Genomic DNA, 14,295 nt, shown 5'->3' on the forward strand with positions numbered 1-14,295 from the left:
CGTGGCGCGGCGCGGCACGAACTGTGGACGTGCCAGCGCTCTAAGACGCAGCATGGCTATGGCTAAGTGATAAAGATTTGGAAAATGATGACGAAAACATGAGCGACATCTTTCATTCGCGCAAACGCGCGCTCTAAAGCTCAGTTTCGGTGCAAATACTATGGGAATCTGATAGATATGCTTAAGCCTAGCGTTTCCAGGGTCTCACACTGAAAGATTTGCAGCGCCAAAGCGCCACTCTACGGGGTAGGGGAATTCAACAAAAACTGCGAAGAACCCGGGGATGCTATTTGCCTTTCACCGTAATCTCCGTCGACTACTACAAGTGTTCGACGTGCGGTCTCTTCTCCAGCCCTGCCTTTGATCATTGGGACAATAACGATTTTCGCGAGCACATCTATAACGACGACTACGTCACGTCATTATCGATTCGGACTATGTCGATATCAGACCGAGCGGGAACGCTGCATTCATCGCAGATTTTAGTAAAAAGGGCCATATACTTAATGCGTCGACTACGGAGGCGGCACGGGCAAGTTAACTGATTTTTACGAGAGCGTGATATCAACGCCTGCGAAAGGCATCCGGTGTACGACGATGAAAACATGCCGCCCGCCGGCTCAACCGATTTTATTTCGGCGCTTGAAGTTCTGGAGCACTCCCCAAAGCTGGTTGCCACTGTGGAGCACAGCGTTCAGCATCGTCAGAGACGGCGGCGTAATGTTGTTCACGATCCGCACAATCGAATCTACCCACGCGCGGGATGGACTACTGGTATATCGCTCCCCGTAATGGCCACATTACGCTTTATATCAAGCAACCGTTACGCGCCCTCTTTGCATGATTCAGTTGTCAACTGCACCACTACAACGACAACGTGCATCTGGCGCTAGAAACCGTACCAACACGACTAAGATCGCTCTATCGAAGAATTGAAGTCGAAGCAGACCTCGCAGCAAATTATCGGGCAGCGTCGCCGTGCGAATCAGTCAAGCGCTTGGAACAAGCTGACGATTGAGACGTTAGCGGTAGGGCCGAGAACAACGGAGGGCCCTCATCGAGGGCCCTCCGTTCCGGCATAATTTTGCTCGCCGAAGTGTCAGCCTAGATATGCCAGTTTGACTGCTGCTATCGAGACCGTATCGTCACTGAACGTGAACGTTATGCACCGAAATTCTTCGATGCAAATTCCCAGTTCGCGATATTCCAAAATGCTTCGATGAACTTCGGACGCGCATTCCGATAGTCGATGTAATACGCGTGTTCCCAAACGTCGATGGTCAAGAGCGCCTTCGCGTCCGTGGTCAGCGGCGTAGCGGCATTGCTGGTCGAGACGATATCGAGCGAGCCATCCGGCTTCTTCACGAGCCACGTCCAGCCCGAACCGAACGTGCCGGTTGCGACCTTCGCGAACTCTTCCTTGAACTTGTCGAACGAGCCGTACTTGGCGTTGATCGCGTCGGCGAGCGCGCCGGCCGGAGCACCGCCACCCTTGGGCGACAGGCTGTTCCAGAAGAACGTGTGGTTCCAGACCTGGGCTGCGTTGTTGAACACGCCGCCCGATGCCTTCTTGACGATTTCTTCGAGCGGCAGGTTTTCGAATTCGGTACCCGGAATCAGCTTGTTCAGGTTCGTCACATAGGTTTGATGATGCTTGCCATAGTGATACTCAAGCGTTTCTTCCGACATGTTCGGAGCAAGCGCGTTCTTTTCGAACGGCAACGGCGGGAGGGTATGTTCCATGGTGCGAGCTTCCTTCTATGTTGAATTATTGGGGGACGTGAGGAGTGAAGCAATGGAGCACTCGATTGTAGGCGAGTTGGGATAACCCCGCAAATTGCGGGTTTTTATGAGCATGATCGATTACGAAGCCATGGCAGCCGCGTAAAAAACGCTCCTGCAGACACGCTAGCCCGTCAAAACTACGGGCCTTTGGAGCCATGATCCGCAGCCGCTTTTCAACTCGTGCATGGAGCGTGCCGGGCTCAGAATTCGTCGGATAAACGGGGTTGTACATCGGCGAGCAAGACATCCGCCGCGCCTTCTGCGAGATGCACGGTCAGCGGCCGCTTCGGCTTCAGCGCATTCGGTGAACGCACCGCGCGCCCCGTTTGGGCATCGATCAACGCGGCGTAGCCACGCTCGAGCGTGCGTTGCGGACTCAGCACCTGCAATCTCGCCGATAACTCCGACACCCGCGCCGCCGCACGTTCGTGCCTGCGGCCTTGCGAGTCGCCCAGGCGCTGCGCGAGCCGCATCAGATGTTCACGCTCGGCGGCGAGATCAGGACGCCAGCGTTGCCAGCGCATGTGCACGAGCGCGAAGCGTGCGCGGGCATCATGCACCGGACGCGCTCCCGCCGATGCAAGCCGCGCCGTCAATTGCCGCAAGTGAACGCGCTGGCGTTCGAGCCGCTCGGTGGGGCTAACGAGCCGGCGCGCAAGCCAGTCGATTTGCTGCGCGCGCCGCTCCATCATCCGGCCGAAACCGCGTGCGAGCGATGCATGCCGATGATCCAGATCGCGCAGCAGCAAGACGCGTTGCGGGCTGACGAGTTCGGCCGCTGCCGTGGGCGTGGGCGCGCGGACATCGGCGGTGAAATCGGCGATGGTGAAATCCGTCTCGTGCCCCACGCCGCTGACCACGGGCATCGCGCTTTCGGCGATCGCACGCGCAAGGACTTCTTCATTGAACGCCCACAAGTCTTCGATGGAACCACCGCCCCGGCAAACAATCAGCACATCGACTTCGCGGCGTGCGCTGGCTTCGTCGACCATGGCGGCGAGTTTCGCGGCCACACCCGCGCCCTGCACCGGCGCCGGGTAGACGATCACCGGCACGTGCGGCGCACGGCGCGAAAGCGTGGTCAGCACGTCGCGCAAGGCGGCTGCTTGCAACGACGTCACGATACCGATTGCGCGCGGATGCTGCGGCAGCGCGCGCTTTCTCTCGGCGGCGAACAAACCTTCGGCTTCGAGCTTGGCCTTGAGCCTCAGGAACGCTTCATACAAGCGCCCTTGCCCAGTCCGTCGAACCGCCTCTACACCGAGTTGCAGCTCGCCGCGCGGTTCGTACATGGTGACGAGCCCGCGCACCTCGATCCGGTCGCCTTCGCGCGGCGTGAATTCGGCGTACTGGGCGCGGCCACGGAACATCACACAACGCATTTGCGCCTGCGCATCCTTGATCGAGAAATACCAGTGACCGCTCGCCGCCTTCGTAAAATTCGAGACTTCGCCCGATACCCAGACCAACGGAAACGAGCGCTCCAGCATTGAACCAATCGCGCGATTGAGCGCTGAAACGGGAATGACCGCGTCGGCGCCGGCGGGGTCTGGTTTGGAGAAAGGATCGGTGCTCATCGAAGGAAAAGGCCGGTTGGTTGCGGTGGCGACGGGTCGAAATTCGGGCGAATGGATGTCCATTCGGCTTGCGAAGTGTAGCAAGTGTCCACAATGCACAACTTACCGAGAACGCGCACACACAAATATGAAATTCGCATGAACACCCTTTAAGTCTTTGTTTTTAATGCCTTTCTCATTTCCCAAATAGCTGTTCGCCGACGTTAGTCCGGCCAGAGGCCGAATTTCCGCTAATGCACGCCAACTTGTTCACAGAATTATCCACAGAACCGTCTGTGTAAAACTGCAGAGGCAGACCGGTTTCCTTCGACTGGCGCAGAGCGCACCGCCGCGCTAGAGTGCCGGGTTCGAGGATCGCCCGTCGACCGCTTTCCGTTCAGCTTTTTAGGAGAACCGCCCCGATGCAAAGGTGCCGGCCGTCAAGCCTGGTTTCACCAGTCTCAGCAATATCGTCATGTTTCGAGCATCGGCCCATCCAGTCCCGAGCTTTCCCGCGATGTACAGGAAGCGCGCGCCATGTCTGACTTCAAACCGCCGATAGAAAATTTCCTCGCCCGTGAATGGCGCCGGCGTGGCTGGGTCGCGTGGTCGCTGACGCCGTTTGCGGCTGTTTTCGGTTTGATCGCTGCGATTCGGCGTATGTTTTTCGCGCTCGGCTGGATCAAGCAGACCAACGTTGGCGTGCCCGTTGTCGTGGTCGGCAACGTCACCGTGGGCGGTACCGGCAAGACGCCGACCGTGATCGCGCTCGTGGAAGCGCTGCGCGCCGCCGGTTACCAGCCGGGCGTCGTCTCGCGCGGTTATGGCGCAAAGATCCATGAAGCCACGCTTGTCACGCCTGAAAGTAAACCCGCCGAAGTCGGCGATGAACCCCTTCTCATCGCTCGCCGCACGCATGCACCGGTCGTCGTGTCGCCGGATCGCGTGGCGGCGGCGCAAGCGTTGCTGAAGGCGAATCCATCGGTGGATGTAATAGTGAGCGACGACGGCCTGCAGCATTACCGCCTGGCGCGCAACTTCGAGCTCGTGGTGTTCGATGACCGCCTCGGCGGCAACGGCTTCCTGCTTCCGGCCGGCCCGCTGCGTGAATCGATGTCGCGGCGTCGCGACGCCACCCTGGTTAACAGCCCGTACGAACGCGCGCTGCCGCCGTGGCCGAACACCTTCTCGCTCGATCTCACAACCGGCGATGCCTGGCTGCTCGACGACCCCGCCGTGCGCCGTCCGCTCGCCGCGTTCAAGGGCGAGCGGATCGTGGCGGCGGCGGGGATCGGATCGCCGGAACGGTTTTTCGCGTCGCTGCGTGCCGAAGGCCTGACCCTCTCGACCCGTGCGTTCCCCGATCACTACGATTACCGCGACAACCCGTTTGCCGGCATCGAAGCCGATTCGATCCTGATCACAGAGAAGGATGCAGTAAAATTCGGGGCCTGGCGTGACGCGCGCATCTGGGTTGTTCCCGTGGAAGCCGTGCTCAAACCCCGCCTCATCGCATTAGTTGTGGAGAAAATTCGTGGATGCACGCCTGCTTGAAATTCTCGTCTGCCCGATTTGCAAGACCCAGCTCACCCATGACCGCGCGGCGCAGGAACTCATCTGTAACGTCGACAAGCTCGCGTACCCCATTCGCGATGGCATTCCCATCATGCTGCCCGACGAAGCACGTCAGACCGTTGAAGGCACGCCCGTCGATCCGTTGAAACCCGTTAGCGGAAACTGATCCTCAACGAACACCAGGACGCGAACGCCCCAACATGAACGCCCACACGCCGGTCGTGCCGCCCTTTATTGCTGTCGTGCCCGCGCGGCTCGCGTCCACGCGGCTGCCAAACAAACCGCTGGCCGACATCGGCGGAAAGCCAATGGTCGTGCGCGTCGCCGAGCGGGCGCGTCTGTCGGGCGCATTGCAGGTGCTGATCGCAACGGATTCGCCCCGCGTGGTCGATGTCGCGAAGGAACACGGCTTCGACGTGCTGCTTACGCGCGCCGATCATCCGAACGGCACGGATCGTCTCGCCGAAGTCGCCACGCATTTCGGCTGGAGCGACGAGACCATCGTGGTCAACGTGCAAGGCGACGAACCGCTGATCGACCCCGCGCTCGTGCGCAACGTGGCGGCGCATCTCGCGGCGCATCCGTCGTGCGCGATCGCCACAGCCGCGCATCCCATCCACGATCCCGCCGACGTTTTCAATCCAAACGTCGTGAAAGTCGTGCTCGATGCAAAAAGCGTAGCACTCTATTTCTCCCGCGCGCCGATTCCCTGGTCGCGCGATGCATGGCAGAAGGAATGGCCAAACGTGACCGCGCTCGCATCGCGCCTGCCGATTCCGGCTAATGTGCTGCGGCATATCGGCCTGTACGCGTATCGCGCGAAGTTTTTGCGGGCTTATCCCACGTTGAGTGTCGCGCCCATCGAAGAAGCGGAAGCGCTCGAACAGCTTCGCGCGCTCTGGCACGGCGAGCGCATCGCCGTCCTGATCACGAACGACGCACCGCCGCCCGGTGTCGATACCCCCACCGACCTTGCCCGCGTACGCACGATGTTTCCGGCTTCGTCCTAACGCGCCGGCCCGCTTCCGGGCAACTCGCGTTAACCCCGCCACGCCCCACATAACAAGCCTTTGCGGCCTTTTTTCGGGTCGCCATTGCGAGGATGCATGGCATAATCGGCCGGTAGCGCGAGCCTTCCGGTCAGCGCCTTTGCTCCCTTGCGCCCATGTCGACTGGTGCCGCGCCGTCTCCCGAATTCGGCTCGTCGCGCCTCGTTTCGGACGTCTCCCGGGCAATTGTGAATAGCGACCGGACGCCAGATAAGCCTCGCAGCGAGAGCGGTTTCTATTCGATTCGGAGATATCACCATGCGTTTGATCCTGTTGGGCGCCCCCGGCGCCGGCAAGGGCACCCAGGCCACCTTCATCAAGGAAAAGTTCGGCATCCCGCAAATCTCGACGGGCGACATGCTGCGCGCCGCCGTGAAAGCGGGTTCGCCGCTCGGCGTGGAAGCCAAGCGCTTCATGGACGCGGGCGAGCTCGTGCCGGACACGCTCATCATCAACCTCGTCAAGGAGCGTCTGCAGGAACCGGACTGCGCAAACGGCTATCTGTTCGACGGCTTCCCGCGCACGCTTCCGCAAGCCGACGCCATGAAGCAGGCGGCGGTTGCCATCGACTATGTGCTGGAGATCGATGTGCCGTTCGCGGACATCATCGAGCGCATGAGCGGACGGCGTGTCCATGCGGCGTCGGGTCGCACGTATCACGTCAAGTTCAACCCGCCGAAACAGGAAGGCTGTGACGACGTCACCGGCGAGCCGCTGATTCAGCGCGACGACGATAAGGAAGAGACCGTGAAGAAGCGGCTCGACGTGTACGTGGCGCAAACCAAGCCGCTGATCGATTACTACAACAACTGGTCGAAGCACGGCGACAACAACGGTTTGAAGGCGCCGGAATACCGGCGTATTTCGGGCCTCGGTACCGTCGATGAAATCCGTCAGCGCGTGTTCGAAGCGTTGACCTGATCTCAACTCCCGGCGCCGCAAGCACGCCTTTTGGAAACCCGCTCGTGCTTCATTAGCTGAGCGGGTTTTTTGCTTCTACAGATCGCTTCGCACATCACCACCATTGAGGAGCACAGCATGGATATCCAGGACAACGTTTTTCTCATCACCGGCGGCGCATCGGGCTTGGGCGCGGCGACGGCGCAACTGATCCGCGATCATGGCGGCAAGGTCGTGATTGCAGACATGAACGAAGCCGGCGGCGAGACGCTCGCGAAGGAACTAGGCGGCGTGTTCGTGAAGTGCGACGTGAGCCGCGAGGAAGATGGCCAGCGCGCCGTGGAGGCTGCTACGCAACTTGGCAGTTTGCGCGGGCTCGTGAACTGCGCGGGCATTGCACCGGCGGCAAAGACGGTCGGCAAGGACGGCCCGCATTCGCTCGATGTATTCGCGAAAACCATTGGCGTGAACCTGATCGGCACATTCAACATGATCCGGTTGAGCGCTGCGGCCATGTCGAAGAACGAACCGAACGCGGCCGGCGAACGCGGCGTGATTGTCAGCACGGCATCGGTTGCGGCCTACGATGGCCAGATCGGGCAAGCCGCCTACGCGGCATCGAAGGGTGGCGTGGTCGGCATGACCTTGCCAATCGCACGTGATCTGTCGCGTAACGGCATTCGTGTCATGACAATCGCGCCGGGTATCTTCGAAACGCCCATGCTGCTCGGCATGCCGCAGGAAGTGCAGGACGCCCTCGGCGCGATGGTGCCGTTCCCGTCGCGCTTGGGCAAACCGAACGAATACGCGATGCTCGTCAAACACATCTTCGATAACCCCATGCTCAACGGCGAAGTCATCCGCCTGGACGGGGCAATCCGGATGCAACCGAAGTAATCGAAAAACGGCGGCACATCCTTGCAGATGCGCCGCCGTTTTTATAAAGCCAGACTTTTTAGTCGCTGTCGTGCTGCGTGCGTTGCCTGAGTTCGTGCAACTCCGTCTCCACGACCGTTGCGTCCTCGGCGTCCGGACGGTCATCGAGGTATCGACGCAAATCTTCCATTGCCGGGCGCAAGTAGTCCAGACGGGCATACGCGAAACCGCGATCCCGCACCTCTTCGATGCTTCCCGGCATCAGGATCACAAGCCGTTGTTGCACGGCGAGCAAGCGCTGCCATCGTTCCGTCTGAAGATAAATGCTCTTCAGATTGCGCAACATTCGTCCGATGATTTCCCGCCGGGTCGCTGGCTGCAATAGCACGCGCAGTGCGCTTCCTATCGACTCGCCGCGCCGCTGCACGTAGGGCTCGAGCATTTCAACCATCGCAGATTCAGAGAGCGAGTGGCCAGTGGTTGGATCGAGCATCACGTCGCCTTCCGGAGTGGTCACGCGCAGGAGGAAATGCGCAGGAAACGACACGCCCCGCGCCGGGATACCAAGCTGCTCACTCATCTCCAGATACACGACCGCAAGCGATATTGGAATGCCGCGCCGGCGTTTCAGCACCATGTTCAGGTGGCTGTTGTCCGGATCGTAATAGTCGTTGAGGTTGCTGGTGAAGCCCAGTTCGCGGAAGAAAAAACGATTCAGCACCCCGACTTGCTGCTTGACGTCGGCGTCGTCCGGCATGCGGCGGCGAACGCGCAGCACGAGCTCGTCGATCTCCGCCAGCACGCCCTGCAAATCGAGGTCGGGATACGCGTCCTGCGCAAGCGCTAACGCGGCCTCTGTGAGGGGCAGGCTTTCGTCCTCCGCCACTAGCGAAGTGAAATAGTCGAGCATGCGCGTCGTCGTCATCACATCGTTCGCCTTCTGAAATACGCGTATTTAAAGCCCATCGCGGAGAGCATACCGAAATATAGCGCAGCGAATACGACCAGGCTGGCTCCAAGAAGCGCAATGCGCTGCAGCGGCGCAGCACGCATGCCAATCCAGTCGAAATTGCCCGAAACCCAGTGCATCACTCCCGCCAGCACGAGGCATGCCCCGACCAGTTGGGCGAAGAAACGCGTCCATCCCGCCGTCGGCTGGTAGATCCCGCGCTTCCTCAATCCGATGAACAACATTGTCGCGTTCGCGCACGCGCCTAGCCCGATCGACAAGGTGAGCCCGGCGTGGGCGAATATAGGCACGAAAACCAGGTTGCTCAACTGAATCGCGATCAACACCACAATGCCGATGATCACCGGCGTCCTGATGTCCTGCTTCGCGTAAAAACCGGGCGTAAGGATCTTGATCAGGATCAGGCCGACGAGCCCGATTCCATACATGGCCAGCGCGCGGCCCACCATGACGACGGAATTTGCATCGAATTTGCCGTAGCCGAAGAGCGTCGCCGTGAGCGGCTGGGCGAAGAAAAACAGCGCAATTGCACTGGGCGCGGCCAACAGGAACGTGATGCGCAGCCCCCAGTCGAGGAGCGCGGAGTATTCGACCGGATCCTTGTCCACATGCGCCTTCGAAAGGCTTGGCAGCAAGATCGTGCCGAGCGCGGCGCCGAGTAGCGCACTCGGAAACTCCATCAGGCGGTCGGAATAATTGATCCACGACACCGCGCCCGGTCCGAGCCGCGACGCAATATTCGTGTTGATGATCAGGCTCAGTTGCGCGACGGACACGCCGAAGGTCATCGGCACCATCTTGATCAGCACGCGCTTCACGCCCGGATGCCGCAGTGCCTTTACAACATTCCACCCGATGCGCGGAATCATGTCGATCTTCTTGAGCCCGGGCAATTGCACGAGAAACTGCAAAATCCCGCCGGCGATCACCGCATACGCCAGCGCGTAGATAGGCACTTTCAGATGCGGCGCGAGGAAAATCGCCGCCGCAATGAAGGACACGTTGAGCAGTACCGGCGCGAACGCAGGCAGCGAGAACTTCCGGTACGTATTCAGCACCCCGGACGCCAGCGATGTCAGCGAGATGAAGATGATGTACGGGAACATGATCTGGGTCATGGTCACCGCGTAGCCGAACGCGCGGCCATCGTGCTCCAGGCCTGACGCAACGGCAAACACGACCCAGGACGCGCCCGCCACGCCCGCCAGCGACAGCACCGCGAGCGCCCAGGCGAGCACCGTCGACATGGCGTCGACGAGCGCCTTGGTTGCATCGTGGCCCTCGGTGTTCTTAAACTCGGCGAGGATCGGCACGAAGGCCTGCGAGAACGCCCCTTCCGCGGACAGGCGCCGCAGCAGGTTCGGGATGCGGAAGGCGACGTAGAACGCGTCGGTGAATTGACTGGCGCCAAAGGCTCGCGCGATCAGCGTTTCGCGGATCAGGCCGGTTACACGCGAAAGCAACGTGAAACCGCTGACCGTCAGGAGGGCTCGGATTAGATTCATGGGGCGCTCATTATACGGGCGGCACCATGAACACAACGCGTCGCAACAATTCCCGAATCGTTAGAATTTGCAACGGCGGTGGTATCTTGCACAGCCTGTCCGCTGGCAGATGTCGCCTGTCCAAGGCTGGGGCGTGCCTTCTGCAGAACGTGCCGTGCTTGCCAGTCCCATGATTTCGTTGCTATAATCGCCGGTTTCGAAGCTCCTGAATCCGCTTTCGGCATGGGTAAGCAGTTACCAGGCACTGCGGTTTCGCGTCTTCTTTCGACGTTTTTGCGCTTTCGGGCAATCGATCCCGGGAGTTTGATCATAAACAGCGCATCGGATTGACCTCGTTTTATCTTGTGCGGAGCCGGGCCGGCATTGAGCTGGGCTCGCTCCGGAAGCTAAACGGGAAGCGCTGAAACACATAGCTGGAACAGGATAAGGAACCGTCATGGCAAATACCGCACAAGCTCGCAAGCGCGCCCGTCAAAGCGCGAAAGCAAACTCGCACAACTCGGCGCTGCGCTCGAAGTTCCGCACGGCCATCAAGGCAGTTCGCAAGGCAATCGACGCCGGCGACCAGGCCAAGGCTGCGGAAATCTACAAGACGTCGGTCAAGACCATCGACATCATTGCGGATAAGCGCATCGTTCACAAGAACAAGGCTGCTCGCCATAAGAGCCGTCTGTCGGCAGCTATCAAGGGTCTGCAAGCACCTGCTGCCTAACAATTGCGTTGCGGCCTGCACGCCTCCGGCGTGACAGGCTTAATGCTTTTTGCGCTGAGGGACTAGAGCAAGAAAAGCAGCAATAAAAAAACCCGCCTTGGCGGGTTTTTTGTCGTGTACGTGTTAAACGGCCTCAACACGTATTTAAGGTGGAAGAAGCCCTCCCCCTGTCAACTTTGCTGCTGCGTTCCGTGATGCGGCGGCAGCTCGCAGGCTTCCGTCACCAGCAGGTCATTGTCCTTTGCAAAGTTCATCACGAAGTCGAAGGCCATGGGTTCGATCTCGCGCAACCGCGAATCGAGGATCACCGTCTTCACGTTTCCAAGCAAGGTGGGGCGTACATAGATGGAATATGTCAGCCGGGCATTCGGCCCGCGCTTTTTTGGACCATAACCCGACATCACGCCGCAAAGCCGCTCCGACCAGTCACTCGGCCGAAAGGTCTTGCCGTTCGACGTGACGCCCTGGATGAAGTATTCGGTTGGGGTTGTTTCGGCCATGTAGGAATACCTGTTTGACGACCAGCGGAAACCGCCGGCAAACGCGCATGCACGATTGGCAAGATGAGCCAGCAGAAACGAAGCCCGGCTCGCTGACCCTTGCTGCAGTTAAGCCCCGCGTGAACTCCGACGTGTAACCCTAACGCCCGGCGCGAATGGTGCCTGAGCGTGCAATAAGCCAGGACAAGCCTATTTTCGACGCAATTTCAGTTTCCTTCGCGGCCTCCTGATGGCAGCAACACGAAAGCATGTCCGCGAACTCGCTGGATACACTCGCTCAAGAATGCGACGAGGTGAGGCCGCTTCGAAGCCGTACTGAAAGCAGTCGACAGGTGTCAGGACTGCCGGAGAAACGAGGCCGATTATACAGCAGAGGGCCTTTTTCCGCACTGCACACAAAACCGCTGAACCGCGCTGGACGGGCTGCAAGACAGGCAACGATGGACCGCGTCGGCTATTTGGCCACCTCGTCAAACGGCAGAATTTCCTTTATGCTGAAACTCAATACCACCACGACGGCGGCGCCGTCCGGCGCAACTGCCGGCTGAAGCCGCCGTACGCATTTCATGACCGAAAAAAAAATTCGCCACTATCTGCAGTTCAAGGATTTCTCCCTCGACGACTATGACTACGTGCTCGAACGCGCACGTATTCTGAAGCGCAAGTTCAAGAGCTACGAGACCTATCACCCGCTGCACGACCGAACGCTGGCGATGATCTTCGAGAAGAATTCAACGCGTACGCGGCTGTCGTTTGAAGCCGGCATCTTCCAGCTCGGCGGCCATGCCGTGTTCCTCAGCACGCGTGATACGCAACTGGGCCGCGGCGAGCCTATCGAAGATGCGGCTCAGGTCGTCTCACGCATGGTCGACATCATCATGATTCGCACGTTCGGCCAGCACATCATCGAGCGCTTCGCCGAAAACTCGCGCGTGCCGGTGATCAACGGGCTGACGAACGAATATCACCCATGCCAGGTTCTCGCCGACGTCTTCACGTACTACGAATTGCGTGGCCCTATCGCGGGGAAAACGGTGGCCTGGGTTGGCGATGCCAACAACATGCTGTACACGTGGATCGAGGCCGCGCAGATCCTTGGCTTCAAATTGCGTCTCTCTACTCCGCCCGGCTATTCACTCGATCCGACCTTGGTTGCGCCGGAAAGCGCGCCGTTCTACCAAGAGTTCGCTGATCCGAACGACGCCTGCACCGGCGCCGATCTGGTCACCACGGACGTCTGGACCAGCATGGGTTTCGAAGCCGAGAACGAAGTGCGCAAGAAGGCGTTCGCCGACTGGTGCGTCGATGCAGACATGATGTCGCGCGCGAATCCGGACGCGCTCTTCATGCATTGCCTGCCGGCCCATCGCGGGGAAGAAGTGAGCGCCGAAGTGATCGACGGTCCGCAAAGCGTGGTCTGGGACGAAGCCGAAAACCGTCTGCACGTTCAGAAGGCGTTGATGGAGTATCTGCTGCTCGGCAAACTCAATCATTGAAACGCCGCATCGTCCCGAAAATGCGGAATGACCGCCATTTAGTGTCAAAATAGCGGTTTTCCGCGCGCTGAAAGCCCGGCGCACACCGTTTTCCAGCCATACGAGTTCACCATGAGCGATATCAAAAAAGTCGTGCTCGCCTACTCGGGCGGCCTCGATACCTCCGTCATCCTGAAGTGGTTGCAAGACAACTACGACGCCGAAGTCGTGACGTTCACCGCTGACATCGGTCAGGGCGAAGAACTCGAACCGGCGCGCAAGAAAGCGCTGCAGCTCGGCATCAAGCAGGACAACATCTTCATTGAAGATCTGCGTGAGGAATTCGTCCGCGACTTCGTGTTCCCGATGTTCCGCGCCAACACGGTCTACGAAGGCGAATACCTGCTCGGAACGTCGATTGCACGTCCGCTGATCGCGAAACGTCAGATCGAGATCGCCCGTGCCGTGGGCGCGCAATCCGTTTCGCATGGCGCGACCGGCAAGGGTAACGATCAGGTGCGTTTCGAACTGGGTTATTACTCGCTCGAGCCAAGCATCAAGGTGATCGCGCCGTGGCGTGAATGGGATCTGCTGTCTCGTGAAAAGCTGCTGGCTTACGCGGAAAAGGCAGGCATTCCTATCGAAATGAAGCATAAGCAAGGTGGCGCGCCCTACTCCATGGACGCAAACCTGCTGCATATTTCATTCGAAGGCCGTCACCTGGAAGATCCGAAGGCCGAAGCCGAAGCCGACATGTGGCGCTGGACGGTCGCGCCGGAAGATGCGCCGGACCAGCCGGAGTATCTGGATATCGAATACGAGAAGGGTGATCCGGTTGCGTTGAACGGCAAGCGTTTGTCGCCGGCGGACATGCTCACCGAACTGAACGCGATTGGCGGCAAGCATGGCATCGGCCGGCTGGATCTGGTCGAGAACCGTTATGTCGGCATGAAGTCGCGCGGTTGCTACGAGACGCCGGGCGGCACGATCATGCTCAAGGCGCACCGCGGGATCGAGTCGATCACGCTGGATCGTGAAGTCGCGCATCTGAAAGACGACCTGATGCCGCGTTATGCCTCACTGATTTACAACGGCTACTGGTGGAGCCCGGAGCGTCGCGCGCTGCAAGTGCTGATCGATCACACGCAGGACAAGGTGAACGGCTGGACGCGCGTGAAGCTTTACAAGGGCAGCGTGACGGTGGTCGCGCGTGATTCGAAGGAAACGCTGTTCGACAAGAACATCGCTACGTTCGATGACGACGGCGGCGCCTACGATCAGGCCGATGCCGGCGGGTTTATCAAGCTGAATGCGCTGCGGATGCGGATTGCGGAAAATGCGCGCCGCAAGCGTGGTGGTTGAGCGGTATCGAAAATGTGAAAAAACCCGCTT

General features: G+C 59.6%; 13 protein-coding genes. 8 read left to right on the forward strand and 5 right to left on the reverse strand.

The features are described from left to right. Positions 1-1,161: 1,161 nt before the first annotated feature. A complete protein-coding gene (gene sodB, locus AX768_RS12380) occupies positions 1,162-1,743 on the reverse strand; it encodes a superoxide dismutase [Fe] (RefSeq protein ID WP_062000201.1) in 582 nt (193 codons plus the stop codon). A gap of 242 nt (positions 1,744-1,985) precedes the next feature. Continuing rightward, on the reverse strand, positions 1,986-3,362 hold the full coding sequence (gene xseA, locus AX768_RS12385) for an exodeoxyribonuclease VII large subunit (RefSeq protein WP_062000969.1): 1,377 nt from the start codon (positions 3,360-3,362) through the stop codon (positions 1,986-1,988). Positions 3,363-3,878: 516 nt separating this feature from the next. On the opposite strand from xseA, the gene lpxK reads away from it, so the two are divergent. The 5 genes from lpxK (at position 3,879) to AX768_RS12410 (ending at position 7,762) form a co-directional block, all read left to right on the forward strand. Further along, positions 3,879-4,895, forward strand: coding sequence for a tetraacyldisaccharide 4'-kinase (gene lpxK, locus AX768_RS12390; RefSeq protein ID WP_062000202.1), 1,017 nt, complete (start codon positions 3,879-3,881; stop codon positions 4,893-4,895). After that, positions 4,876-5,082, forward strand: coding sequence for a Trm112 family protein (locus AX768_RS12395; protein ID WP_056355089.1), 207 nt, complete (start codon positions 4,876-4,878; stop codon positions 5,080-5,082). The genes lpxK and AX768_RS12395 overlap by 20 nt, the downstream gene beginning before the upstream one ends. A gap of 34 nt (positions 5,083-5,116) precedes the next feature. Beyond that, positions 5,117-5,926, forward strand: coding sequence for a 3-deoxy-manno-octulosonate cytidylyltransferase (kdsB, locus tag AX768_RS12400; protein ID WP_062000203.1), 810 nt, complete (start codon positions 5,117-5,119; stop codon positions 5,924-5,926). 297 nt (positions 5,927-6,223) lie between these two features. Next, positions 6,224-6,886: an adenylate kinase gene (gene adk / locus AX768_RS12405; protein WP_062000204.1), complete on the forward strand. Its 663-nt coding sequence runs from the start codon at positions 6,224-6,226 to the stop codon at positions 6,884-6,886. Between the two features lie 117 nt (positions 6,887-7,003). Further along, positions 7,004-7,762 (forward strand): 3-hydroxyacyl-CoA dehydrogenase, encoded by a 759-nt coding sequence (locus AX768_RS12410; protein WP_062000205.1) that lies wholly within the window; start codon positions 7,004-7,006, stop codon positions 7,760-7,762. Between the two features lie 58 nt (positions 7,763-7,820). Here AX768_RS12410 and AX768_RS12415 read toward each other — a convergent pair whose 3' ends face one another. Both AX768_RS12415 and murJ read right to left on the reverse strand, forming a co-directional pair. After that, the gene (locus tag AX768_RS12415) at positions 7,821-8,666 is read right to left on the reverse strand and encodes a SirB1 family protein (protein ID WP_062000206.1); all 846 of its coding nucleotides are present in this window, start codon (positions 8,664-8,666) and stop codon (positions 7,821-7,823) included. Next, positions 8,666-10,216, reverse strand: a complete 1,551-nt coding sequence (gene murJ, locus AX768_RS12420; RefSeq protein ID WP_062000207.1) for a murein biosynthesis integral membrane protein MurJ — start codon at positions 10,214-10,216, stop codon at positions 8,666-8,668. Before murJ ends, AX768_RS12415 begins: the two co-directional genes overlap by 1 nt. A 436-nt stretch (positions 10,217-10,652) precedes the next feature. Here murJ and rpsT point away from each other — a divergent pair, with 436 nt between their 5' ends. Beyond that, entirely contained in the window at positions 10,653-10,928 is a 276-nt protein-coding gene (gene rpsT, locus AX768_RS12425) for a 30S ribosomal protein S20 (RefSeq protein WP_047845158.1), read from the forward strand. Positions 10,929-11,098: 170 nt separating this feature from the next. Here the strand turns inward: rpsT and AX768_RS12430 are convergent, their stop codons facing one another. Continuing rightward, positions 11,099-11,428 carry a DUF3579 domain-containing protein gene (locus AX768_RS12430; protein WP_062000208.1) on the reverse strand — a complete coding sequence of 110 codons (330 nt, stop codon included), beginning with the start codon at positions 11,426-11,428 and terminating at the stop codon, positions 11,099-11,101. 566 nt (positions 11,429-11,994) lie between these two features. On the opposite strand from AX768_RS12430, the gene argF reads away from it, so the two are divergent. Together argF and AX768_RS12440 are read left to right on the forward strand one after the other, a co-directional pair. Beyond that, complete coding sequence (argF, locus tag AX768_RS12435; RefSeq protein WP_062000209.1) at positions 11,995-12,924, forward strand: ornithine carbamoyltransferase; 930 nt, start codon at positions 11,995-11,997, stop codon at positions 12,922-12,924. A gap of 111 nt (positions 12,925-13,035) precedes the next feature. Then, positions 13,036-14,265, forward strand: a complete 1,230-nt coding sequence (locus AX768_RS12440; RefSeq protein WP_062000210.1) for an argininosuccinate synthase — start codon at positions 13,036-13,038, stop codon at positions 14,263-14,265. Positions 14,266-14,295 lie beyond the last annotated feature (30 nt).

This window comes from Burkholderia sp. PAMC 28687, assembly GCF_001577465.1.
In the GTDB taxonomy this organism is placed as follows: Bacteria; Pseudomonadota; Gammaproteobacteria; order Burkholderiales; family Burkholderiaceae; genus Caballeronia.